Consider the following 22,873-nt stretch of genomic DNA (forward strand, 5'->3'; position numbering starts at 1 on the left):
CAACAAATTTAGATACCGGTATAAAAAAGCGCGATATAAATATCGCGCTCTTAAATCAACTTTCAACTCGCTCAAATGAGTTTACTCTTTTTCATTTTCCATAAAACGTTGTAGCTGATCTTTTAAGTTTGGCGGAATGCCTTTAATCACTAGTGTATCGGTTGCTTCGTTGTACGTTACGCGCTCACCTAAGTGTTTACGTTCAAAACTTACACTTACACCCCCACCAAGGCCTGAAAACTTAACCATACTGGTTACGGTTTTTTTATCAACGGGGAAAGTTTCTTCCAAGTCATAGCTTTGCTCTTTGCAAAAACTATCAAACGGGCTGTCATCGCCTTTTGTAAGCGTTGCAGATAGATCGCTCACACTTGCATCTTCGCCTGTGGTTACGCAATCATTACAGTAATCAAATACTTGTTTACGTAAGTCGTCTTTTTCTGATTTATCAAACTGTTGCTCTGATAAATAATCCTCTACTGCGCTAAGCATTACTTGGCTTTGCTGTTTTGAATCAATACCCTCTTCACAGCCTAAAAAGTCTAAGAAAAAGTCAGCAACTTTACGACCCGCACGTCCTTTGATAAACGAAATATAACGATTATCTTCTGCTTGCGTATCCCATGCTGTTAAATCGATACGAGCAGCGAGTTGCATGCGAGATATATCTAAATGGCGAGAAGCCGCTAAATCAAGCTCAGAGGTCATAGAGTAATGCTCTTTAATGTTAATCATCGCAATTAACATGTAATCGGTAGCAACATACTGATAATGACAAAATACTAAATAGCCTGTTTCACTAAATGCATACTTATCAAGCTCTTCTTTTAAAACCGTTGAGGCTTGCTCGGTCATATGCCAAAAGCCTAACTCATCGTTACGGTAGCTTTGCATTGCAGATGCTACAACGCTGTTTTTATCACCACTGAAAGCACAGTAACCTTTACCTGGCTTACCATTATATGCATGATGTAATTGTTCGATAAAAACGGCTACTTTATCGTTAATTACCATCTCATCATTTCGAAGGTGAATTTGCGTATCGTCGTCTTTTTTGTCTACATAATGAACGACTAATTTTTTAACGTCTGTTGTCATCTTTGTTTTTCACGCCTCTAGTGTTAAAATACGAGAATATAACTATTTTATTGAACCAACTGATGCCAATCTTATCAAAATACTCTAATGAAGAAGTAGAACAAATCGTCGATCAGCTTATTGATGTGCTAACTAAACACAATGCGCCGGTAGATTTAAGCCTTATGTGTTTAGGAAATTCTATCACGCATATCTTAAAAGAGCATGTACCAACAGGGAAAAGACAAGCCGTAACTGAGAACTTTGCAAAAGCTCTATCACAGTCGGTTAAATAAACTCTATGAATTTATCGCAGCACAATCAGTTTTCATCAAAAGCGAGTCAGCTATTAAGCTGGGGCCATTGGTTTACTTTTGCCAATATTGGCTTGGCGCTATTTATTAGCTTAAGCTACTTATTTGCCGACTCGCCACCAACAAGCTTTATGGGCATTACTTATATGCTAGTAACGTGGTTAAGCCACACTAGTTTTATCGCCTTTTTAGCGTTTGTGCTGACGGTATTTCCGCTTAGTTTAATATTCCCCTACCCACGACATATACGAGGCATGGCGGCTGTTATAGCCACACTAGGCGCTTCACTGCTTACCCTTGATGCTTATGTTTACGTTAATTTGGGTTATCATCTAAGTATATCTGCCTTACCTGAGATTATTTCTCTACTGTGGCATCGTTTAACCAGTTCACCTGCTTTAACAACCATTTTAGCCAGTGGGATTGTATTACTTATTTTAGGCTTTCAGCTACTTGTGAGTAATTACACATGGCAACACCTTGAGCGCTTAAAACAATATAAATTTGCACGTTACGCAATTTCATTTTTAATAGTGTGTTTTTCACTTAGTCACAGTATTCATATTTGGGCTGACGCAAATTTAAACTTTGACGTAACGAAGCAAGATAATGTACTACCACTGTCATACCCTACTACCGCTAAAAGTTTATTGGCTAAAAATGACCTGCTTGATATAGAAAGCTATAAGCAAGCACATAACGTAAAAATTAATAACCAAAATATTAGTTATCAAATGCCAAGCCCGCTTGAAAAGTGTGAAGACTACGCACAAGCCAATGTAGATATTTTTGTATTTGAAACCCAGCAACAACTCGCTAAATTTGTTGCCGAGAATAAAAACTTACACAAAACAGAGCAGTTTTTACAGCCAACTAATCACGACGATATGCTATTTAGCTTAGTGTATGGTTTGCCAGCTTTTTATAAAGCAGCAATTTTAAGAGATCAAACTCTTCCCGCATGGCAAAGTCAGCGCCGCAGCATTGAAGTAACCGGCGTGGAAGAACTTAGTTTTATAAATGATCAAGCACATAGTTCTAGCGCAATTAGAGTTATTAAAAGTAGCGATAACGCCGTTGTACGAGATGATAAAACACAGGTTTTTGCTTTTAGTCTTGCCAATAACAAGCAAGAAGTAGTAACAACATCAACTTTATATAGCTCCGACAAACGTATTTCTAAAGTAGATGGACTTATTCAACCTAGCGATTTAATTGCAACAAGTGTTGGCCAATATTTAAATTGTAAAGCCATTGCTAAGCAAACAATGCTGGGCGTTAATTTATACAAGAAAAAAGATGATATGGGCGTTAACTACTCTCAGGGTGTCGTTATAGCCTATAAAAAAGATAGGATTACCTTAATAGATTCAGATGGTAACTTTAAAAATATCTCTGCCGCTGAGGGGTTTTCTATTGAACAAGGTTTAGATATACCATTTTTAGTACAGAGTATTAAAAAGCTTAAAACCTTCACCCAATAGCCGTTATCCTAACCTAGCTTGATATACCACCAAGCTAGGTTATAGTTTTATATTGTTTTACTAAAAAATATAAAAATCAAGGACGACATACATGTTTAAAACTTCTCGTTATATTCTCCATTCTAGCTTTTTACTTATCAGTTTTTTTAGCTTTAGCGATACCACTTACTACAAATGTGTAACAGAAAAAGGCACTGTCTTTTCTCAACTTCCCTGTGACGACGAAGCAACGACTTATAAAGTTAACACGACGGGTAATCAGTATTCTGGTCCTAAGGTTGACTACACTAAACAACTGAATGAGCTTGAACGTGAAAGGCTTCTATCTGGCTTACAGGCAGAGCTTCGCAGTAATAACCATAAACTAACAATACTTGATCGTAATAAGCAGCGTACCGAATATAAACAACAAGAACGATTAAATCATATCTTAGCCATTGATGATAAAAAGCGTATTACCAAAGATATTACTAAAAAATTAAAAATAATTAATAAAGAGTACAAAAAAGATGTATTGGTTATTACTAAACAAATTAAAATTCTCGAAAAAAAGATAGCTCAATACCAATAAATCACTCTTAATTAGCAAGTAATATTTATCTTGGTTTTAAACTTAAAATAACATACCCTTAACACAATAGAGTATAAGCTCTAGGGACTATTAAGGAGTGCAAATGCAGCCTCGCCATATTGCTGAATTAATTTTAACGGGTTTTAAAAGGCACTATCAGCTATTTCAAAAAACAACGGCCAAAGCCCCTCTCGCCTTTGCAAAAAAAGATTGGCAAGCAATTAATGATATCAGCCGTTTGCGTATCAGCTATTATGATGATCGTGTTAACGAAACCACACAAGCGCTAAAAAAAGAAACCCCAACAGAGCAATTAGATGAAAGCCTATGGCTCGAAGTTAAAAAGATATATCAGCACTTTTTATGTTTCCACCCTCAAGCAGAACTCGCCGAAACCTTTTATAATTCTGTATTTTGCCGGCTGTACCATAGGCGCTATTTTCATAATGACTTTATATTTGTAGAAGCAACTTTGAAAGATGCTCCTTCAGTACCTGTTGAGGCCGAATATAGGACATACTTTCCAGTAGTTGATGGCCTAAAGCCAACAATAAAACGCATTATTAATCATTTTGATTTTAAAGCCCCATTTGTAAATTTAGAGCGTGATATTCGCCTTCTTGTTAAAGCTTTTTATAAACAAGCACCCGATACACATCACCAACCTTGGCAAATGCGCTTTGATATTTTGCACACACCTTTTTATCGTAATAAAGCAGCTTATATTGTTGGTCGTGTTGTTTCAAAAAGTGGGGTTCAGCCTTTTATAATCGCCGTATTGCACGATGAAGATAACGGATTATATTTAGATGCACTTTTAACTAAATCGTCTCAAATGCGTGTCATTTTTGGCTTTGCCCGCGCCTACTTTATGGTAGAGACTCATGCACCTTCAGCACTTGTCCGGTTTTTGAATCAGCTTATGCCAAACAAAACACTTGCTGAGCTCTATAACGCAGTGGGTTTTCATAAGCAGGGTAAAACTGAGTTTTATCGAGAGTTTTTAAATCACTTATCTCACTCTAATGATGAGTTTACAATTGCACCGGGTACTCCCGGTATGGTGATGATGGTATTTACCCTTCCCTCATTTGGTTATGTTTTTAAAGTAATAAAAGACAAATTTGGTGAAAGTAAGCCCTTCGGCCGTGATACCGTATTAAAGCGTTATCAACTAGTAAAAAACCATGATCGCGTTGGCAGAATGGCCGATACCATAGAGTATTCTAACGTCGTATTTCCTTTGGCACGTTTTGATAGTAATTTACTTGCGCAATTACATAAAACAATTGGCTCATCAATGGTAATTGAAGGCGAATGGTTGATCATCAAGCATTTATATATTGAACGGCGCATGACACCACTCAATTTATTTTTAGAAAATGCTGATGAAGAAAGTGCCGCAGACGCGATTGAAGAATACGGGCAAGCTCTAAAAGAAATGATTGCCGTTAATATATTTCCTGGCGATATGCTCTTAAAAAACTTTGGTGTAAGTAAGCACAAACGTATTATTTTTTACGATTACGATGAAGTTCAATACCTAACAGATATGAACTTTAGAGCATTACCAAAAGCAAAGAGCTACGACGATTATTTAATGGATGAACAAAGTTACTCTGTTGCACCACAAGATGTATTCCCAGAGCAGTTATGTACATTTGTAATGCCTAATCCTATGTATAAAAAGTTTTTCCTCAGCACTCATCCAGAGCTTATAGATGTTAGCTTTTGGAAGCAGGCTCAACAAAATATAAAAAATGGGCAGGTAAGTCATATTTACCCTTACCCGACAGCACAGCGATTTATCCATCACTGGTAGACGCAAAGGACACACAATGAATATAAGTAAAATAGATTTAAATTTACTCGTTTATCTCGATACATTGCTTCGAGAATGCAATGTAACACGCGCTGCTAATCAATTGAGTATTACGCAGCCCGCAATGAGTAATGGCCTTAAACGTCTTCGTAACTTATTTAACGACCCTATTTTAGTTCGTACCAGCGATGGTATGGTCCCGACAGAGCGCGCTTTAGAGTTACAACCCGTTATTCGTGGCATATTAATGACGCTTGAAGAAACCCTAGCACCTAATAGAGAATTTGAGGCAAGCCAGAGTAAACGTGTATTTAGAATAATGGCCAGTGATTACGCTGCAAGTACGTTAGCGCCAAAGCTCTTAAGTAAACTACACGAAGAAGCCCCCGATACTACTTTAGATATACTCACACCAAGTGATGTAACCTTTCATGACGTAGAAAACGGTAAAGTAGATATGGCAATCAACCGTTTTGAAAACTTACCTCAGTCTTTTCATCATAAACGTATTTGGAAAGACAGTTTTTGCTGCTTAGTTAAGGCCGACAACCCTATTATTGAAAACTTTAGCCTCGACAGCTACTTAAAAGCGCGCCATATATGGGTGAGTAAAACAGGTTTTGGTGTAGGCGTGGGCATGGACCCTAAAGATGTGCAAAAACTTGGTTGGGTTGACGAAGCACTTGCCCACTTTGGTAAACATCGTAACATTGCCACTTTTACGCGTAACTACCATGTAGCGATTCATTTAGCTAAAGAGAAAAATTTGATTGCGACCCTTCCTTCAAAAGCCGCAAATATATACTTAGATGATCCGGGGCTTAAAATTTTAGAGCCACCGTTTCCAATTCCTCCTTTTGAGCTTGATATGATTTGGAGCCCACTGTTACATCGCGATGCGAGCCACATCTGGTTACGCCAAAAAGTAGCTGAAGTAGCTGAAGAGCTAAAATAACTTTATTACACAATATAATGTAAAAATTGCTAGGTTAATACCTACTCTATTAACCTAGCAACTCCAAAAATAAAAAACAAACCGTTAATAAACATAAGCTTAAAACAAGCCATGAACTTGGAACACACCTTGCTTTAATTAAATTGAACTATACATTCATTTAATTAAAGAGGTCATTATGAACACCCATCAAGGATCAGAAGTAAATCATATTACTGACATCATTCAAGTTATGAACAGCGGCATCGATTTTTATCAAAAAGCACAGGAAAAAGTTGAAGACCCTGCTATTGGCGCACTTTTTCAGCGCATGATAGATGCCCGAAAAGTGAGTGTTGAGCGCTTGCAGCCATATGCAATTAATGAAAAAGGCGAACGCGAAGATGGTTCATCTTTCGCAGTTGAAGCACGACGTGCATACACAGCCTTACTTACTACATTCACCTCACATAACGACAGCACGTATGTAAAAGAGCTTGAAGAAGTAGAAGATAAAACGCTTGTAGAAATTAAAGCCGCTATGGATAAACCACAACCGGCTGATTGCGAAGCTGCACTGGCTAAAACATTATTAACAATGCAAAGCTGCCATGCAGAAATGAGCCGTATGCAAAAGCAGTAAGCTTACATAACGCATAAATACAACCCAGCCTAGCGCTGGGTTTTTTATTGCCTCTAATACCAATCTGCATAAATCTTTAAGCAATTTAACGAATTAAATCACACTATAACGATGCCATATAGACCCCATATAAGCAGATTGCTACAAACACCACCTTATTTCGCCACATTTTAAATACATAATGAATACAAATATTTAATGTTATTAGAATATTTATTTAACCACGCTTTATTTTTGCTGTGCTAATTTTGTTAATAGGTACCTAAAACCTTGCTGTGGCGCCGCAGCATTTAATTAAAAATAAGGTCTAATATGAAAAGTAAACTAACTAAACTGCAAAATAATGCTGATGTAGATATGACCCCGATGTTAGACATAGTGTTCATATTACTAATTTTCTTTATTGTAACTACATCTTTTGTAAAACCTGTGGCTATTGAATTAAACCGGCCACTCGACAGCCCTCAAATAGATAAGCCTGTTAAAAATGCTTTATTTAGAATTGATGAAAGTAACGGAGTATATTTTTCAGGGAGGTTAATTGATTTAGAGCAAGTTGCGACTAATTTAGCGATGTTCGCGGCTAAATATGAAATAAGTACGGTACTTATAACCGCAGACGAAAACAGTACACATAATACTTTAATGAGTGTAATGAATAATATTAAGCAATACGATGATTATTCAATAAGTTTGATTTCTCAATAAATCAATCCAAGCTAAAACCAAAAAAAGGGCCTTACGGCCCTTTGAGTTAAATAACGAAAGGGAGTGTTATTAATTAAAAACGGTATTCTGCACCTACGTAGTAGTAAGCACCGTTAAAACCAAATGGAGCCGAGCGACGTGAGTAGTCAAACACACCTGAACTACTTATTACTGTGTTGCCACTAGCATCTACAATAGTACCTGAGCGAGAGTTACCTATTTCGTTTTTATCTGGATAAACGTCAAACAAGTTGTTTGCACCAATGTTTACCGACAAATCTTCAGTAACGAAGTAGTTAACTTTAACGTCAGTTAAAATCTCTGCCCCATACGTTTGACGACCACCATCTTCTACTGTGTACTCACCAAAACGATTAAGTGAAAGGTTAACTGTCCAATCGTCACGTTGATAAAGCGCACTTAAGTTAATACGATCCTCTGGTTGCCACTCTTCAATAATAGAGATGTCTTCAGCTGAAAATATATCGTCTACATTTACTGTCTCAAGGCTTGAGCCAGCAGGCGAAAATAACGATACAACATCTGTTTTAGTAAAGTTAGCTGCAAGTGTAAAATCAAGCGTGCCTCCTAAACCTTCAGTGTTCCACGTTGCTACAAAATCAACACCACGAGTTTCTGTATCAGCACCATTTAAGAAGAACTGACCTACGCCAGCACCCGCACTATTCAGTGCAGCATCAAGGCTTGTAGATAAACCTTTACCTAAGCGGTCACTAATTACAATACGATCATCAATATCAATTGAGTAGTAATCAACGGTTACGTTAATATTATCTGTAACGTTATACACAATACCTAAACTACGGTTTTGTGATTTTTCTTCTTTAAGCTTTGGAATACCTAAGCTTTGCGCAAGTGTTGAATCGTTTCTAAATGTCCCAACCTCTTCTGCCACTAAGTTACCATTAGCACCAACAACAAATTGCGTACTTACATTGTTGAAGTAAAGCTGCTGCATTGAAGGCGCTCTAAAACCTGAGCTTAATGCACCGCGTAATGAAATATCGTCGGTTACAGACCAGTTACCAGCAAGTTTAAAGTTTACGGTGTCGCCAAAGCCTTTGTAGTTATCGTAGCGAAGTGCACCCGATAAAATCACATCTTCAATTACATAAGCTTCTGCATCTATGTAAAATGAAATTACATCACGCGATTCATCAACTGATGACGCAGGAGACGAGCCACCAAAACCTTGCGAACCACCCGATGCGTCTTCAGAGCCAACACCGCCACTTAAACCGTTGTAAATACTTACACCGTTAGTTGTATCGTAATCGCGGTATGCGTACTCATTGCCTTCTAAAATGCGGTATTCGTCAGTACGGATTTCAGCACCCATTGCTAAAGAATAATCATCAAAGTTTTGCGTAAAATCAATATTGATTGTTTGCAGTGATAATTCCATGCCGTAAGCGTACGCTTCACGTGGGATAGTTGTACGAATATCAGCAGCACTTAAACCTTGGTTATAACGTAAAAAGTTAGCGTATGAGGCATTGATAGTGTCACTTGTCGTGTAATCAATGCTGTTTTCACCGTAGGTGTATGATAAATCAAGGCTTGCATCGTTATCAAACTCAGTTTTATAACCAAAGTTGTACGAGATATCGTCGATAGTTGTATTAATTTTTGGTAAGAAGCCTAGCGGTATAGTCGCATCGTTATCTTGCAGTACAGGGTTACCACCAGCATTTGCGTTATGACGGAAAAATGCAGCCGACTCGTTTTCGCGTGTTGAGTAAGTAATAAAGCCGTAAAGCTCGCCATCACCTAACTCGTAACCGGTATTAATTGTTAAACCAAACTGCTGCGAATCAGCATCACCAATTCTAAAAGTATCACGATCGGCTGTCAGCTCACGCGGATCGCCAGCAAGTAAAGTACCGTCACTTAGTTCTGTACAACCATAAAACTGACAAGAGCCATGTAAACCTGCACGGTTAGTCGGTGCACGGTCACGGTAATTGATAGTTGTATTTAAATAACCGTCATCACCTAGCGCAAAGCCTTTATTAAAATCAAGGTTAATGGTTTCGCCATCGCCTTCAGAATATTGACCGTAGTTAATAGCCGCTTTACCACCTTCGCTACCATCTTTAAGCACAATATTAATAACACCTGCAATTGCATCAGAACCATACTGAGCAGCAGCGCCATCACGTAATACTTCAATGCGTTTAATTGCAGAGGCTGGAATTGCATTCATGTCAGTACCTGCGGTACCACGCCCAACAGAACCATTAATATGAATAATACTTGCTTGGTGACGACGTTTGCCGTTAATTAAAACCAATGTTTGATCGGGGCCCAAACCGCGAAGTGTCGCAGGTCTTAAAGCATCAGTACCGTCACTAATTGCAGAGCTTGAAAAGTTAAATGAAGGGGCGATAGACTGTAGCATACGACCAACTTCTGTTTGGCCTGTATTTTCAAGCGCTTCTGCACTTAAGATATCTACTGGAACGGGTAAATCTTCAACTGAACGTCCTGCTACACGGCTACCGACAATAGCAATTTTTTCAATTTTTTCTTGAGCGACTTCTTCTGCTGCGTTTACACCTTGCGAATTTACTGCAAGTAAAGCTGGTAATACTGCTGCACTGACCGCTGAAAGCTTCATCATGTTGTTATCATTCCTGTTGATTTGTTTGAGTTTTATACTCAGTAAACCATTTTGATCAACAACCGCATCGAGCTCAGTCCCACCTAGTAATGCCTCTAGGGCATCTAGCTGAGTGTAAAATCCATAAACTGAATTTGCATCATACTGCTTTGCCAACTCATAAGAAAACACCACGGTTTGCTCTGTTTGTTTAGCATATTCAATTAAGGCTTTGTCTGCTCGCTGCGCTTTTATATCAAATTGCACCATTTGCCCAGTGGTTTGAGTTGCGGCTTGTACACTCAAGCTAAAAATAGCCGGTACAAGCACACTCAATCCACTCAATAAATGCGTTTGGTTACTGCGCAACTTATATAAACAGCTGACAAACAAAAATCCTCTATGGTTTTGTTTCTTTTTTTTAATGTTTTTTTTACGTTTAATCTTTATAGGTGCAACTTTAGCTAGCATTAGTCTGATTTTCATAACGTCTACTTATGATTCTGTATGGTGTTTTAGCGTTACTACATGCTCACCTAAACGCTCATGATCAATAGAAAAATTAGTCTGTAAACTCTCTAGTAAACCTTCAACGTCACCTGCTTTAAATACCCCAGCTACTTTAATACTGGCGAGCTCGTCTGATGAAAGCTCAAAACGTGTGGCGGTATAGCGACTTACTTCATTTAACGCATCACTTAGCTCTTCTCCATTAAAAATAAGCATGCCATTTTGCCATGCCAAATCGCGTTGTACGTCGTTCATTGAAAGCTGGGTAATTGGTTTTGTAACGCTTTGCTCTATAATTACTTTTTCGCCTGAGATAACAATATTGGCATTAATTTGACGAATTTTTTGCGTGCTGTTATCTGCAAGTTGATAATCTTTAAAGTCATTTGCATCAACCGCAACACTAGGGTCGGTGATCATCACTTTGCCTTCGGTAACAACAAGCTCTAAATCTGACGAAGTATTGCGCTGTACATTAAAAACAGTACCCAGAGCGGTAAAACTTTTATCTCCCGCCATAACACTAAACGGGCGCGTAGCATCTTTTGCTACATTAAAACGCCCTTCTCCACGGCTTAGCAGCAATTGCCTACGACCTTTACTATAAGCAACTTCTAGTAAGCTATTAGTATTAAGCTGCACTATGGTGCCGTCTGGCAATACATAGGTTGCTTGCTCACCTACTTTTGTTTTGTAAATTTTAGTGTAATTAACTTTTGCAAGCTCTTGGTTATAGCCATTTTCTAAATTAATTAATAAGTAGCTGCATACCATTAGTGCTGCAAATAAACTCGCTGCAATTGAGTAAGAAAACATCCACTTATTTTTTGATGATTTAGTATTGCCACGCTGAGGGAATAAATGACTTAATTCATTTAATACCGAAAGTTCATCCCACAACTGGGCAAGCTCATAAATAGAGTCCTGATGAGCGGTGCTTTGCATCATCCATAATTTAAATTGCTCTTTTTCATCATCAGTTAAACCACGATCAATCGCGCTTATCCAATCACATGACTTTTCTAAAATTAAATCTTTTGAATTAAATTGATGAACATTACTCATTCTGCGACCCTCTTAACGGATATAGGGTGTGCTTGAGCTTTAGGGTGCGTTTGAGAGCTTTGCTCATGATCACGCATGTACAACATGGTTTGTAACAATCCTTTGGCAATGTGTTTTTCAACAGTGCTTTGGCTTAACTGCATTTGGTCTGCTATCTCTTTTTGGCTCATGCCGTACACTTTTTTTAATATAAAGCATTTACGAATCGATGAGCTTAGTTGCTCAGTAGCTCTACAAAAAAGTAAAAAGCGCTCTTTAGATGTATATTCATCTTCGAGCTTCATTGATTTGAGTAGTACGGGTAATTCGTTATCGTTTTCTAACGAATCATTAAATTTATTGTCCCACTTAGCTATATGGTTAAGTGCTAGGTGTTTTGCTGTTTTAAGCATGTAACTGCGGGTAAACTGTATATCTTGCTTTAAATCAGCTTCGTAGCTTTTTACAAAAGTTTCTTGCACAATATCTTCTACATCGTCGGGTTGAACAATGCGCGATACAAAGCGTTTGAGCTGCTTAGAAATATCAACAAATGTTGACGTGAACTTTACTTTTTTCGTCATCCTTAACATACACCTGTTGTTATTTTTGTTGTTATTTTTGTTGTTATTTTTATTACCAATAGATTACGAGTTTTTGATATAAAAACAAGCTCAAATGTTAATTTTGGGTTATTTAAATGGATAGGAAGATAAATGAGTAAATTTTTAGATTATATCCGCCTTAGTTTCTTTGCATTTGGTTTACTACTTGGGGTGCAAATCCCTGCATTTGTGAGCGATTTTGGCCAGGCCTTATCAGCCCAATTAATTGAAGCTAATAATGCAATTGCACCATTTAAAAACGATGCTGCTAAGTATTTTAATAATGATTTAGACAAGCTAATAAAACACTATAAAAATATTGATGATGGGATTGTGAATAAGGGGGCAAGTAATATCAGTACACTTTACACACGACAACAAGACTTACAAGTCGCTGTAAATAGGTTTGCGCAATCTCCGTATATATTTACTATGATCAGTGGCATGAAGGATATAAAGCAACAAGTATGGCAACGCTTTGAAGGTCAAATTATTTTAAAAAAAGACTCTATTATAGCCGCCATTGTTGCAGCTATTTTTATTGCCGTACTAGCAGAACTTACTGGTTATTTATTTTTAACTGGAGCAAAGCGCTCATTTAAACGCTTATTCGCAGCTCAAAAATAACGATTTCATAAAGTCATAAAAAACATCGGTTTTGCGGGTAGTTAAACTATTTTGCGGACGTAAAAACCACACTGGCGCATCATCTTGTGCCATTACACCGGGCATAACTTCAACTAAAACTCCATTTTTAAGATCTTCATTAATCGCTATTTTAGATTTAATAGCTATACCATGGCCTGCAATAGCAGCTTGGGTCATATTATCGGAGTTTGAGATAGTAAAACGGGTTTTAGCATTAAAAGTATGGATTTTTTTATGTTCGTCAAAAAGCTTTAACTGTCGTTGCCACGGTAAACATACCCAATAATGCTCGCTCAATTGCGTTAAATTTTCAGGCATGCCGTATTTTTCTATGTAACTAGGAGCTGCACAAAGTATGCGGCTATTGTTTACTATTTTACGAGAAAGCAGTCCTGAGTCATTTAATTGCCCTACTCTAATAGCAACGTCCTGTGCATCATCAACCACATTTACAAAATGATCCGTTATTAAAAAATCAAGCTTTAGCTCTGGATAAGCGTGCTCCAGCTCATTAAGTCTAGGCATTACATATTTTGAAAAAATCCAAGGCGGCATGGTTACGCGCAATAAACCACTTACTGATGAGCTTCGTGCACCAATACTATGCTCAGCATCGTGAAGTGCTTCAATTATAGCACCCACTCGTGCGTAAAATATTTCTCCGGCGGGAGATAACCGTACTCGTCTGCTGTCTCTAAAAACAAGTACTGTTGCAAGCTCACGTTCTAATTTACTTAAGCGATGGCTTACCGTTGCAGGCGATAAACGCTGCTCGCGCGCAGCAGCAAGCACCCCTTTATTTTCAACTACGGCTATAAATGTTTCTAAGTCGCTTAAATTATACATAAAGATGCCATTGTGCACTTTTCAATGTTTAACATTTTCGAATGAAGCTTTCAGTTTTGCAATGTTTATTTAAATATGTAAAACACTATAATTGCAGATAGTCTAATTATTGAGGTTCAATCATGAGTTTAAAAGCGCAAATAGATGCCTACAACGTACAAAAAGATGCCAAATTACCGGCTGACGTTTTGGCATTAATGAACACTACAAACGAAGAACTTATTGCACAGCATATTAAAGATAATGCGTTGCAAATTGGTCAAAAAGTAGAAAACTTCAGCTTAGCCAATCATAAAGGCGAAAACATTGAGCTTGCAGATTTATTAAAAAAAGGCCCGGTAATTATTAGCTTTTATCGTGGTGGCTGGTGCCCATATTGTAATTTAGAGCTAAAAGCACTGAACGATTACTTACCGCAATTTAAAACTCAAAGTGCTCAATTAGTAGCAATATCACCGCAGTTACCTGATGAAACACTCTCAACGGCACAAAAAAACGACCTTGAATTTGATGTGCTTTCAGATGTGAGCAATAAAGTAGCTGAGCAATTTGGTTTATTGTTTACACTTGATGAGCGTATTCAAGCGTTATACACACAATTTGGTATTGATTTTGAACACTACTACGGCGATAAAAGCTTTAAATTACCGCTACCTGCTACTTACGTAATAAATCAAGATGGTGTTATTACATACGCATTCTTAAGTGAAGACTACACCCTACGCGCAGAACCTATTGATGTTATGGCAGCACTTGAATCGGAGAAAAATTAATGTCTATTTTAAAATCGTTAAAAACACTGACTCTTTCATTACTTGTGGGCACAAGCCTTGTATCTGGTTATGCAGTCGCTGATGAAGCAAAAGAACAAACAAAGCCTAAAGTGCTTATTTTTGATGTAAACGAAACCCTACTTGATTTAACGTCAATGCGTACCTCTATTGGTAAAGCACTAGGCGGACGTGAAGATTTATTACCGCTGTGGTTTTCAACTATGTTGCACCATTCACTAGTAGATACTGTAAGCGGTAGTTATCACGACTTCGGACAAATCGGCGTGGCATCACTTCTTATGGTTGCGCAAAACAATAATATTGATATTACTAGTGAACAAGCCAAAACAGCGATTGTTACACCACTTCTAACTTTACCACCACATTCTGATGTTAAAGAAGGACTGGCAAAACTTAGAGCGCAAGGCTATAAATTAGTAAGCCTTACAAATTCTTCAAACAAGGGTGTAAAGGCACAATTTGAAAGCGCTGGTTTAATGTCTTACTTTGATGCGCGTTACAGCATTGAAGATATTAAAATTTACAAACCTGATTTACGTGCTTATGAGTGGGTACTTAAAAAGTTAAACGTAGCACCAAATGAAGCAATGATGGTTGCAGCCCATGGCTGGGATGTTGCTGGCGCAAAAGAAGCAGGCTTACAAACTACGTTTATAGCTCGCCCTGGTAAAGCACTTTACCCATTAGCTAAAAAGCCAGATCACGTGGTGAAAGATTTACATGAATTAGCCGCTCTACTTAAATAAGTATGTGCTGATGAATCAATACCCAAGCGGCCAATGTTAGGATGACATTGGCCGCTTTTTTATAACTAACCCTAAATATGTCTTAGTGTATTTATTTTCATAATCTGTATGTTAAAAATTGAATGTAAACAAAGCATTTAGCCCGCTATGCGTTATTTTATCTGCTAGCAATTTAGTACTCACAACGCTACTATTAAATAAATACGTGGTGGAGAACATAATGAATAGTGAAAGATTAGGTGAGTTTGAGCAGTACTTTCAAATTAATGAAAGTATAAGAGTAAATTTATTCGCCGTATCGAACGGACAAATTCCTAAATCGCAGCTTGAGCTTGAAGACGATATCCCCCCACTATTTAGATTAGCTAATGAAGTGAGTGAGCTTGAGCAAAGCTCGTTACGCCCACTGCGTAACTTAGGCGATATAGCACAAGAGCTAGCTACATTTTTACAAGCGCAGTCACGTAAAATAGATTTAATAATGAGCCATATTTTGGCCTCAGAACAAGCGCAAGATAATGCAATCCAATGTGATAGTTACGGCGGCGGTGGTATTCGCTTTACTTCTCCTGAAGTACACTCAATTGGCCAATCATTCAGAACTAAGCTATTTTTGCACCACGAAGCCTCTGCGGTTTATTGTTACACCGAAGTTGTGGCAGTAGAAAAACAAGATAGCGAACATTATCAATACACCCTGCTTTTCACCGCTATTAGAACCACTGACCAAGAACTAATTGTTAGAGCGAGTTTACATGCTCAAACCCGCCAACTTAAAAAACGTCAAGAATTAGAACTAGCCCAAGATGATTCAAACAACGATAATTAGCTGACATCTTTTTGTAAAATGCTAAACTAGTGTCATCTTAATTAGTATATAAAATTCATGAACTTTAGACTTTTACCAGAATGGGCCAAGCAAGACGCTGTTATGCTTACGTGGCCTCATAAAGACACCGATTGGGCTGATAATTTAGCACGTGTAGAACCTGTGTATGTTGAGCTTGCTAAATATATAACAACGCAGCAACAGCTTGTTATTGTGGCACATAACAGTGCCTTAAAAATGCATATTACAGCATTGCTAAATAGCGCTAACATCTCTCTTAATCGTGTTCATTTTGTAGTAACGCCTACTAACGATACGTGGGCGCGCGATCATGGTCCGCTTACTTGCGCCGCCATTGATACGCCAGAGCAATTAAAAATCTATGATTTTACTTTTAATGGTTGGGGCAATAAGTTTGAAAGTGCATTAGACAATCAAATTAATCGTACATTGGTGAAAGAGCTAAGTAGCAAAAAAAATCAATATCAAGCGCTCGATATGGTGCTTGAAGGTGGCGGTATTGAAATAAACGAGCATGGTGTGTTGCTAACAACCAGCGAATGTTTACTAAATAAAAATCGTAACCCAGATTTAAACCCAGCTGACATAGAAGTACTTTTAAAAGAGCACTTAGGTGCGACGAGCTTTTTATGGGTTGATCATGGCTTTTTAGCCGGTGATGACACCGACAGCCACATTGATACCTTAGTACGCTTTGCTCCAAATAATACCCTTGTATATGTAAAGTGCAACGATAAAACTGATGAGCACTACAGCGCACTTGATGCAATGGAAAAACAACTAAAAGCCTTTAAAACTGCCGATAACACCCCATATAACTTAATTGAGTTACCGTGGCCAAAAGCCGCTTATGACGATGAGCAAACACGCTTACCGGCTACCTACGCTAACTACCTAATTATTAATAATGCTGTGCTTGTTCCAACGTATAATGATGCCAATGATGAACATGCGCTTGCACAAGTTCAAAAAGCATACCCACAACACACTATTATTGGCATTAATTGCCAACCCATTATTGAACAATTTGGCAGCCTGCACTGTATTACAATGCAATTACCTCGTGGATTTTTAGCTGGAGCAGCACTATGACAAGCCCTGCAAAGTTAACCGTTGCGTTAGTGCAACAAAGCAACAACGATAGTGCTGAACAAAATATGGCAAAATCAATCAATGCCATTCGTGAAGCCGCTCAAAAAGGTGCAAAACTAGTTGTACTTCAAGAGTTACACCGAAGCCTCTATTTTTGCCAAACCGAAAATGTTGACGTATTTGATTTAGCCGAAACAATTCCTGGCCCTAGCAGTAATACCTTAGGTGAGCTTGCTAAAGAGCTAAGCATTGTAATCGTCGCGTCTTTATTTGAAAAACGCGCTACGGGCCTTTATCACAATACTGCGGTTGTATTAGAGCAAGACGGTAGCATTGCCGGTAAATATCGCAAAATGCATATTCCTGATGATCCTGGCTTTTACGAAAAATTTTACTTTACCCCTGGTGATATCGGGTTTGAGCCGATTCAAACCTCGGTAGGTAAATTAGGCGTGCTAGTATGTTGGGATCAATGGTTTCCTGAAGCGGCGCGTTTAATGGCAATGGCAGGCGCTGAGGTATTAATTTATCCTACTGCTATTGGTTGGGATATAAATGACGACATTGCTGAGCAAACTCGTCAAAAAGATGCCTGGGTTATTTCCCAGCGTGCTCACGCTGTTGCCAATGGTGTGCCGGTAATTAGTTGTAATCGCGTAGGCCATGAAAGTGACCCAAGTGCGCAAAGCGATGGTATTGCGTTTTGGGGTAATTCGTTCATTGCAGGCCCACAAGGTGAGTTACTAGCCGAGGCTAATAATACTGATGAGCAAATTTTAGTGGTAGAAATTGATCAAAAACGCTCAGAAAACGTAAGACGTATTTGGCCGTTCTTACGTGATCGACGAATTGATCACTATAAAGACCTAACAAAAATATACCGAGACTAAGTAACCTGAACTCTGGGTCACAAATATAATGGCTCTTACTTGCTAAGAGCCAACTATAAATGGAGTAATAAATGGCGTTTGAGCAATGGGCAGCCTTGCCTTGGGTAAAATCTCAAAAAGATAAAATTCAATGGGGCCAGCTAAGCGGAAGTGGTTTAAGCATTGCCATTGCTGAAGGTGTTAAACAACAAGATAACTTAGTCTTAATTGTTACGCCCGATACACCAAGCGCACTGCGCCTTGAAACAGAGCTAGAATATTTATTACCCGATAACCCGGTAATGGTATTTCCTGATTGGGAAACTCTGCCATACGATCATTTCTCCCCACATCAAGATATTATTTCAGCCCGTTTAGCGACATTAAACACCTTAAAAAAAGAACAACAAAGTGTGTTAATTGTGCCTGTATCTACCTTAATGTTGCGCACAGCTCCGGCCTCGTTTATTTACGGTTCAACAATAAACTTTAAAGTAGGCGACAAGCTAGACACTCATAACTTTCGTGACAATTTAGAGCAAGCTGGTTATTTAAATGTTCAACAAGTAATGGAGCACGGCGAATACGCTATACGTGGCTCAATCGTTGACTTATACCCAATGGGTAGTCCGCATCCATTTAGACTCGACTTTTTTGATGACGAACTCGACACTATTCGCTTATTTGATGTAGAAACGCAGCGTTCTGATGAAAAAGTAGATAAAATTGAGCTACTTCCAGCGCATGAATTTCCTACTAACGACGCTGATATTGAACGTTTTAGAATAAGCTACCGCGAAAAATTTGGTGCAAGCTCGCAGCAAGACTCTGTATACATGCAAGTAAGCAAAGGTAACTGGCCTGCGGGTATTGAATACTACATGCCGTTGTTTTTTGAAAAGCTAGCTACTATTTTTAACTACTTGCCAGATACGACAACCGTTATGCAACTAGGCGATTTAGAGCATGCGGCAGACACCTTTTGGCACGATGTAAATGTACGCTATGAAAACCGCAGAGTTGACCCACTTCGCCCATTACTAGAGCCCAATGCGCTTTATCAGCCTATTGAAGAGCTGTTTTCTAATTTAGGCAATTTTGCACGTATTCGTTTATCTCTTGCAAAGCTTGGTACTAAAGCGGGCAATAAAAACTTAAGCGTTAGCGAGCTGCCTGCTATTCGAATTGATCATAAGCAGCATGAACCTTACGCCGCGTTTATAAATTATGTAGCAGAACAAAAAAAGAAAAAAGGCCGCATATTACTCAGTGTTGAATCGGATGGTCGTCGCGAGTCATTACTGAGCATTTTAAAACCAAGCGGTTTAAAATTTAAAGAATTTGAAACACTCGAACAATTTACTAAAAGCGCGAGTGATGTAGGTTTAATAGTAAGCCCACTTGAACAAAGTGTAGTACTTGGTACTAAACCCAGCCTTTCTATTATTACCGAGCAAGAACTGCTAGGTATTAAAGTCTCTCAGCGCAGACGCCGCAAGCACAAGTACGAAGCGAGCCAAGATGCGCTCATTCGTAATTTAGCTGAGCTTAAGGAGGGTCAGCCTGTTGTGCATCTCGATCATGGTGTTGGCCGTTACCAAGGTTTGCAAACAATTGATGCCGCAGGTGTAATTACTGAGTTTGTTACCATCACATATGCAAGTGAAGCTAAATTGTACGTGCCAGTATCGGCGCTACATATGCTTAGCCGCTACTCGGGTGGTGAAGAAGCCAGTGCCCCGCTGCATAAGCTTGGTTCAGATGCATGGGAAAAAGCTAAAAAACGTGCGGCTGAAAAAGTCCGCGATGTAGCCGCCGAATTACTTGATATTTATGCACAGCGCCAAGCAAAACCCGGTAATAAATTTACGCTAGACGCACCAGCATATCGCCAATTTAGCGAAAGCTTCCCATTTGAGGAAACTGACGATCAGCGAAGCGCCATAGAAGCAGTGTTAGGTGATATGCAATCAAAGCAAGCCATGGATCGCTTAGTGTGTGGTGACGTAGGCTTTGGTAAAACGGAAGTGGCCATGCGCGCTGCTTTTGTAGCGGTTAACGATGATAAACAAGTGGCAATTTTAGTGCCTACCACTTTGCTGGCTCAACAACACTTTGAAAACTTTAAAGACCGTTTTGCTGATTTTCCTATTGAAGTTGGTGTACTTTCGCGTTTTAACTCAACTAAAGAACAAAAAGACACGCTTGAGAAAATGGCCAACGGTAAGCTCGATATCGTTATCGGCACACACAAACTTATTCAGCAAGACATTAAGTTTAACGACTTAGGTTTACTCATTGTTGATGAAGAACATCGCTTTGGTGTACGCCAAAAAGAGAAAATTAAAGCACTACGTGCCGATGTAGACATACTTACACTCACTGCAACACCAATACCGCGTACACTTAATATGGCTATGAGTGGCATGCGTGATTTATCAATTATCGCGACCCCGCCTGCTAAACGTTTAGCGGTTAAAACCTTTGTACGCCAACGCGATGTAGAACTAATACGCGAAGCGGTACTACGTGAAATTAAACGCGGTGGTCAAGTTTACTTTTTACATAACAATGTAGAAACTATTGAGCGTGTTGCACAAGAGATCAGTGAATGGGTGCCTGAAGCAAGCGTAACCTCAGCTCACGGTCAAATGCGCGAGCAAGAGCTTGAGCAAATAATGACTGACTTCTATCATCAAAAATACAACGTGTTGGTATGTACCACGATTATAGAAACCGGTATCGATGTACCTACAGCCAACACCATTATTATGGATAGAGCAGATAAACTCGGCCTTGCACAGTTACACCAATTACGTGGCCGAGTTGGCCGAAGCCATCATCAAGCGTATGCCTATTTACTCACAGGTGACCCAAAAGCACTTTCTAAAGATGCGAGTAAACGCTTACAAGCAATCGAATCGTTAGAAGATTTAGGCGCAGGTTTTGCCCTCGCAACACACGATTTAGAAATTCGTGGTGCGGGTGAGTTACTTGGCGACGATCAATCTGGTCAAATGCAAACTATCGGTTTTAGCTTGTACATGGAAATGCTCGAGCAAGCTGTAAATGCGCTACGTGAAGGAAAAGAGCCAACGCTTGAAAATCTACTTAAAAAACAAACCGAAGTAGATTTAAAACTGGCTGCACTATTACCTGATGATTACATACACGATGTTAATGCACGCCTAGGTATGTACAAGCGAGTTGCTAGTTGTGCTAACCTTGATGATATGGATGAACTACAGGTAGAACTTATAGACCGCTTTGGTTTACTGCCTGATGCCGCTAAAAACCTATTTAGCCTACAATTATTAAAAATGCAGGCAAGTAATTTAGGGATAACAAAAATTGAGGCAAATCCAAAAGGTGGTTACTTTGAGTTTAGCCAAGATACTAAGGTTAACCCTAGCTTCATCATTGGTTTGATACAAAGTGCGCCTAAGGTGTACAAAATGGATGGCGCAAATAAACTGCGCTTTGCAATTAGTGAAGCTAACGCTCGCGAACGCTTAAAAATGGTCACTGCAATGATTGCAGATTTCGAAAAAAAGGTTAGCCATTAATGTTGCTAAAAAAATCGCTAGTTATTTTATGCTGCTTGTTTAGCAGCACTGCATTTGCAGAACGCTGGTTTGAGGTTGAGGTGCTTGTATTTAAGCAGCGCCCTGCTCCGTATTTGCAAGAAGATTTTACACTTAAGCACAAAGCTATTGAGGATAAAAACTCTCTAGATTTAATGACACCTCTTTATACAGAGCAAGCAATGCAAGCATGTATAGATGGTGATGAGCGTTTTCAAAAACGCTCTTTTACCGACTCATTAGTTAATTCAAACCCACAATCGGGTGTATGCGGTGACAGTACAAACTACCTACAAAGCTACGATGAGCTACCTATAACACCTCTAGCACCCGCTAAAGATGATATGCAGCAAACTTATTTATTAGCGCCAGAACAACTGCAATTTAAAGCGCAGTACCAACAGCTAGATCGCAAAGGATTAACACCTATTCTACATACTGGCTGGCGCTTTGAAGGCGCAAGTAAATCGCGTGCTCCAAGTATGCATTTAATAGCAGGTAAACACCTTAAAAGTGATTCCAACGTAACCCCTAGCTATTCAAATCCTGATTTTGTAAGTTTATTAAACTCACAACCTGAACTGTTTAACGACCCAAACCAATCAAAAGCAGAATGGGAACTAGATGGTTTATTTAAAATACACTTACGACATTATTTATACATTACAGCTAATTTTGATATTAGCCAAAAGCTAGAAAATGGCGACATAGAGTCAGCCCGCTTTTCTCAGTTTAGACGTGTAATAAGTGGTGAAGTACATTACTTTGACCACCCACGAATGGGCATGATCGTCCAAATCAGAAAATTCAAACATTAATACTAAGTAGGATATAACAATGAAAAAACTCCTTATCATCGCAGCTACATTAAGCCTTGCGGCTTGTTCTAAAGTAAGCCTTGAAAGCTACGAAAAAATTAAAGTAGGTATGGATAAGACTGAAGTTGAAACCATTTTAGGCAGTGCAGATAACTGTGTTGAAAAAACACTGCATACTAATTGTGTGTGGGGCGATGAAGCAAAAAATATCGAGATCACGCTAGTATCAAACAAAGTAACTTTATATAGTAAACATGGTTTAGCTAATAAATAAAATTAAAAAAGGGACTG

At 38.7% G+C, this 22,873-nt stretch carries 21 protein-coding genes; 16 read left to right on the forward strand and 5 right to left on the reverse strand.

Translation table 11 applies throughout. The features are described 5' to 3' along the window. Positions 1-81: 81 nt before the first annotated feature. Positions 82-1,098, reverse strand: a complete 1,017-nt coding sequence (gene yejK / locus GQR46_RS02435; RefSeq protein ID WP_121955650.1) for a nucleoid-associated protein YejK — start codon at positions 1,096-1,098, stop codon at positions 82-84. 62 nt (positions 1,099-1,160) lie between these two features. Between yejK and GQR46_RS02440 the strand changes: the two genes are divergently transcribed. From GQR46_RS02440 to GQR46_RS02470, 7 genes are all read left to right on the forward strand, one after another. Next, positions 1,161-1,373, forward strand: a complete 213-nt coding sequence (locus GQR46_RS02440; RefSeq protein WP_007375276.1) for a DUF1414 domain-containing protein — start codon at positions 1,161-1,163, stop codon at positions 1,371-1,373. Positions 1,374-1,378: 5 nt separating this feature from the next. Then, positions 1,379-2,875: a DUF3413 domain-containing protein gene (locus GQR46_RS02445; protein WP_165739720.1), complete on the forward strand. Its 1,497-nt coding sequence runs from the start codon at positions 1,379-1,381 to the stop codon at positions 2,873-2,875. Between the two features lie 91 nt (positions 2,876-2,966). After that, positions 2,967-3,446 carry a DUF4124 domain-containing protein gene (locus GQR46_RS02450; protein ID WP_165739722.1) on the forward strand — a complete coding sequence of 160 codons (480 nt, stop codon included), beginning with the start codon at positions 2,967-2,969 and terminating at the stop codon, positions 3,444-3,446. A gap of 103 nt (positions 3,447-3,549) precedes the next feature. Beyond that, entirely contained in the window at positions 3,550-5,268 is a 1,719-nt protein-coding gene (gene aceK / locus GQR46_RS02455) for a bifunctional isocitrate dehydrogenase kinase/phosphatase (RefSeq protein ID WP_165739723.1), read from the forward strand. 16 nt (positions 5,269-5,284) lie between these two features. After that, positions 5,285-6,223 carry a LysR family transcriptional regulator gene (locus GQR46_RS02460; protein WP_002961484.1) on the forward strand — a complete coding sequence of 313 codons (939 nt, stop codon included), beginning with the start codon at positions 5,285-5,287 and terminating at the stop codon, positions 6,221-6,223. A 178-nt stretch (positions 6,224-6,401) separates the two neighbouring features. Continuing rightward, a complete protein-coding gene (locus GQR46_RS02465) occupies positions 6,402-6,845 on the forward strand; it encodes a PA2169 family four-helix-bundle protein (RefSeq protein WP_007585695.1) in 444 nt (147 codons plus the stop codon). 312 nt (positions 6,846-7,157) lie between these two features. Further along, the gene (locus tag GQR46_RS02470; protein ID WP_165739724.1) at positions 7,158-7,553 is read left to right on the forward strand and encodes a biopolymer transporter ExbD; all 396 of its coding nucleotides are present in this window, start codon (positions 7,158-7,160) and stop codon (positions 7,551-7,553) included. Between the two features lie 73 nt (positions 7,554-7,626). Here GQR46_RS02470 and GQR46_RS02475 read toward each other — a convergent pair whose 3' ends face one another. From GQR46_RS02475 to GQR46_RS02485, 3 genes are read right to left on the reverse strand one after another with little or no spacing between them, the layout of a single operon-like run. Continuing rightward, positions 7,627-10,662, reverse strand: coding sequence for a TonB-dependent receptor (locus GQR46_RS02475; RefSeq protein ID WP_165739726.1), 3,036 nt, complete (start codon positions 10,660-10,662; stop codon positions 7,627-7,629). A 9-nt stretch (positions 10,663-10,671) separates the two neighbouring features. Beyond that, positions 10,672-11,751: a FecR domain-containing protein gene (locus GQR46_RS02480; protein WP_165739728.1), complete on the reverse strand. Its 1,080-nt coding sequence runs from the start codon at positions 11,749-11,751 to the stop codon at positions 10,672-10,674. Continuing rightward, a complete protein-coding gene (locus tag GQR46_RS02485; protein ID WP_165739730.1) occupies positions 11,748-12,314 on the reverse strand; it encodes an RNA polymerase sigma factor in 567 nt (188 codons plus the stop codon). The genes GQR46_RS02480 and GQR46_RS02485 overlap by 4 nt, the downstream gene beginning before the upstream one ends. A gap of 132 nt (positions 12,315-12,446) precedes the next feature. Here GQR46_RS02485 and GQR46_RS02490 point away from each other — a divergent pair, with 132 nt between their 5' ends. Beyond that, positions 12,447-12,962 carry a DUF2937 family protein gene (locus tag GQR46_RS02490; RefSeq protein ID WP_165739732.1) on the forward strand — a complete coding sequence of 172 codons (516 nt, stop codon included), beginning with the start codon at positions 12,447-12,449 and terminating at the stop codon, positions 12,960-12,962. On the opposite strand, the gene GQR46_RS02495 is transcribed toward GQR46_RS02490, so the two are convergent. Continuing rightward, entirely contained in the window at positions 12,942-13,829 is an 888-nt protein-coding gene (locus tag GQR46_RS02495; protein WP_165739734.1) for a LysR family transcriptional regulator, read from the reverse strand. The genes GQR46_RS02490 and GQR46_RS02495 overlap by 21 nt on opposite strands. A gap of 122 nt (positions 13,830-13,951) precedes the next feature. Here GQR46_RS02495 and GQR46_RS02500 point away from each other — a divergent pair, with 122 nt between their 5' ends. From GQR46_RS02500 to GQR46_RS02535, 8 genes are all read left to right on the forward strand, one after another. Continuing rightward, the gene (locus tag GQR46_RS02500) at positions 13,952-14,602 is read left to right on the forward strand and encodes a peroxiredoxin-like family protein (RefSeq protein ID WP_165739736.1); all 651 of its coding nucleotides are present in this window, start codon (positions 13,952-13,954) and stop codon (positions 14,600-14,602) included. Then, entirely contained in the window at positions 14,602-15,369 is a 768-nt protein-coding gene (locus GQR46_RS02505) for a haloacid dehalogenase type II (protein WP_165739737.1), read from the forward strand. Before GQR46_RS02500 ends, GQR46_RS02505 begins: the two co-directional genes overlap by 1 nt. Positions 15,370-15,589: 220 nt before the next feature. Continuing rightward, positions 15,590-16,198, forward strand: coding sequence for a PilZ domain-containing protein (locus GQR46_RS02510; protein ID WP_165739739.1), 609 nt, complete (start codon positions 15,590-15,592; stop codon positions 16,196-16,198). A 57-nt stretch (positions 16,199-16,255) separates the two neighbouring features. Beyond that, positions 16,256-17,311: an agmatine deiminase family protein gene (locus tag GQR46_RS02515; RefSeq protein ID WP_165739741.1), complete on the forward strand. Its 1,056-nt coding sequence runs from the start codon at positions 16,256-16,258 to the stop codon at positions 17,309-17,311. Next, positions 17,308-18,201 carry a carbon-nitrogen hydrolase gene (locus GQR46_RS02520; RefSeq protein WP_165739743.1) on the forward strand — a complete coding sequence of 298 codons (894 nt, stop codon included), beginning with the start codon at positions 17,308-17,310 and terminating at the stop codon, positions 18,199-18,201. Before GQR46_RS02515 ends, GQR46_RS02520 begins: the two co-directional genes overlap by 4 nt. 71 nt (positions 18,202-18,272) lie before the next feature. Beyond that, positions 18,273-21,746, forward strand: a complete 3,474-nt coding sequence (gene mfd, locus GQR46_RS02525; protein WP_165739745.1) for a transcription-repair coupling factor — start codon at positions 18,273-18,275, stop codon at positions 21,744-21,746. Next, positions 21,746-22,582, forward strand: coding sequence for a peptidoglycan binding protein CsiV (locus GQR46_RS02530; RefSeq protein WP_165728828.1), 837 nt, complete (start codon positions 21,746-21,748; stop codon positions 22,580-22,582). The genes mfd and GQR46_RS02530 overlap by 1 nt, the downstream gene beginning before the upstream one ends. A gap of 19 nt (positions 22,583-22,601) precedes the next feature. After that, positions 22,602-22,856 carry a hypothetical protein gene (locus GQR46_RS02535; protein ID WP_007585664.1) on the forward strand — a complete coding sequence of 85 codons (255 nt, stop codon included), beginning with the start codon at positions 22,602-22,604 and terminating at the stop codon, positions 22,854-22,856. Positions 22,857-22,873 lie beyond the last annotated feature (17 nt).

Source organism: Pseudoalteromonas sp. Z1A6 (assembly GCF_011378745.1).
In the GTDB taxonomy this organism is placed as follows: Bacteria; Pseudomonadota; Gammaproteobacteria; order Enterobacterales; family Alteromonadaceae; genus Pseudoalteromonas; species Pseudoalteromonas arctica.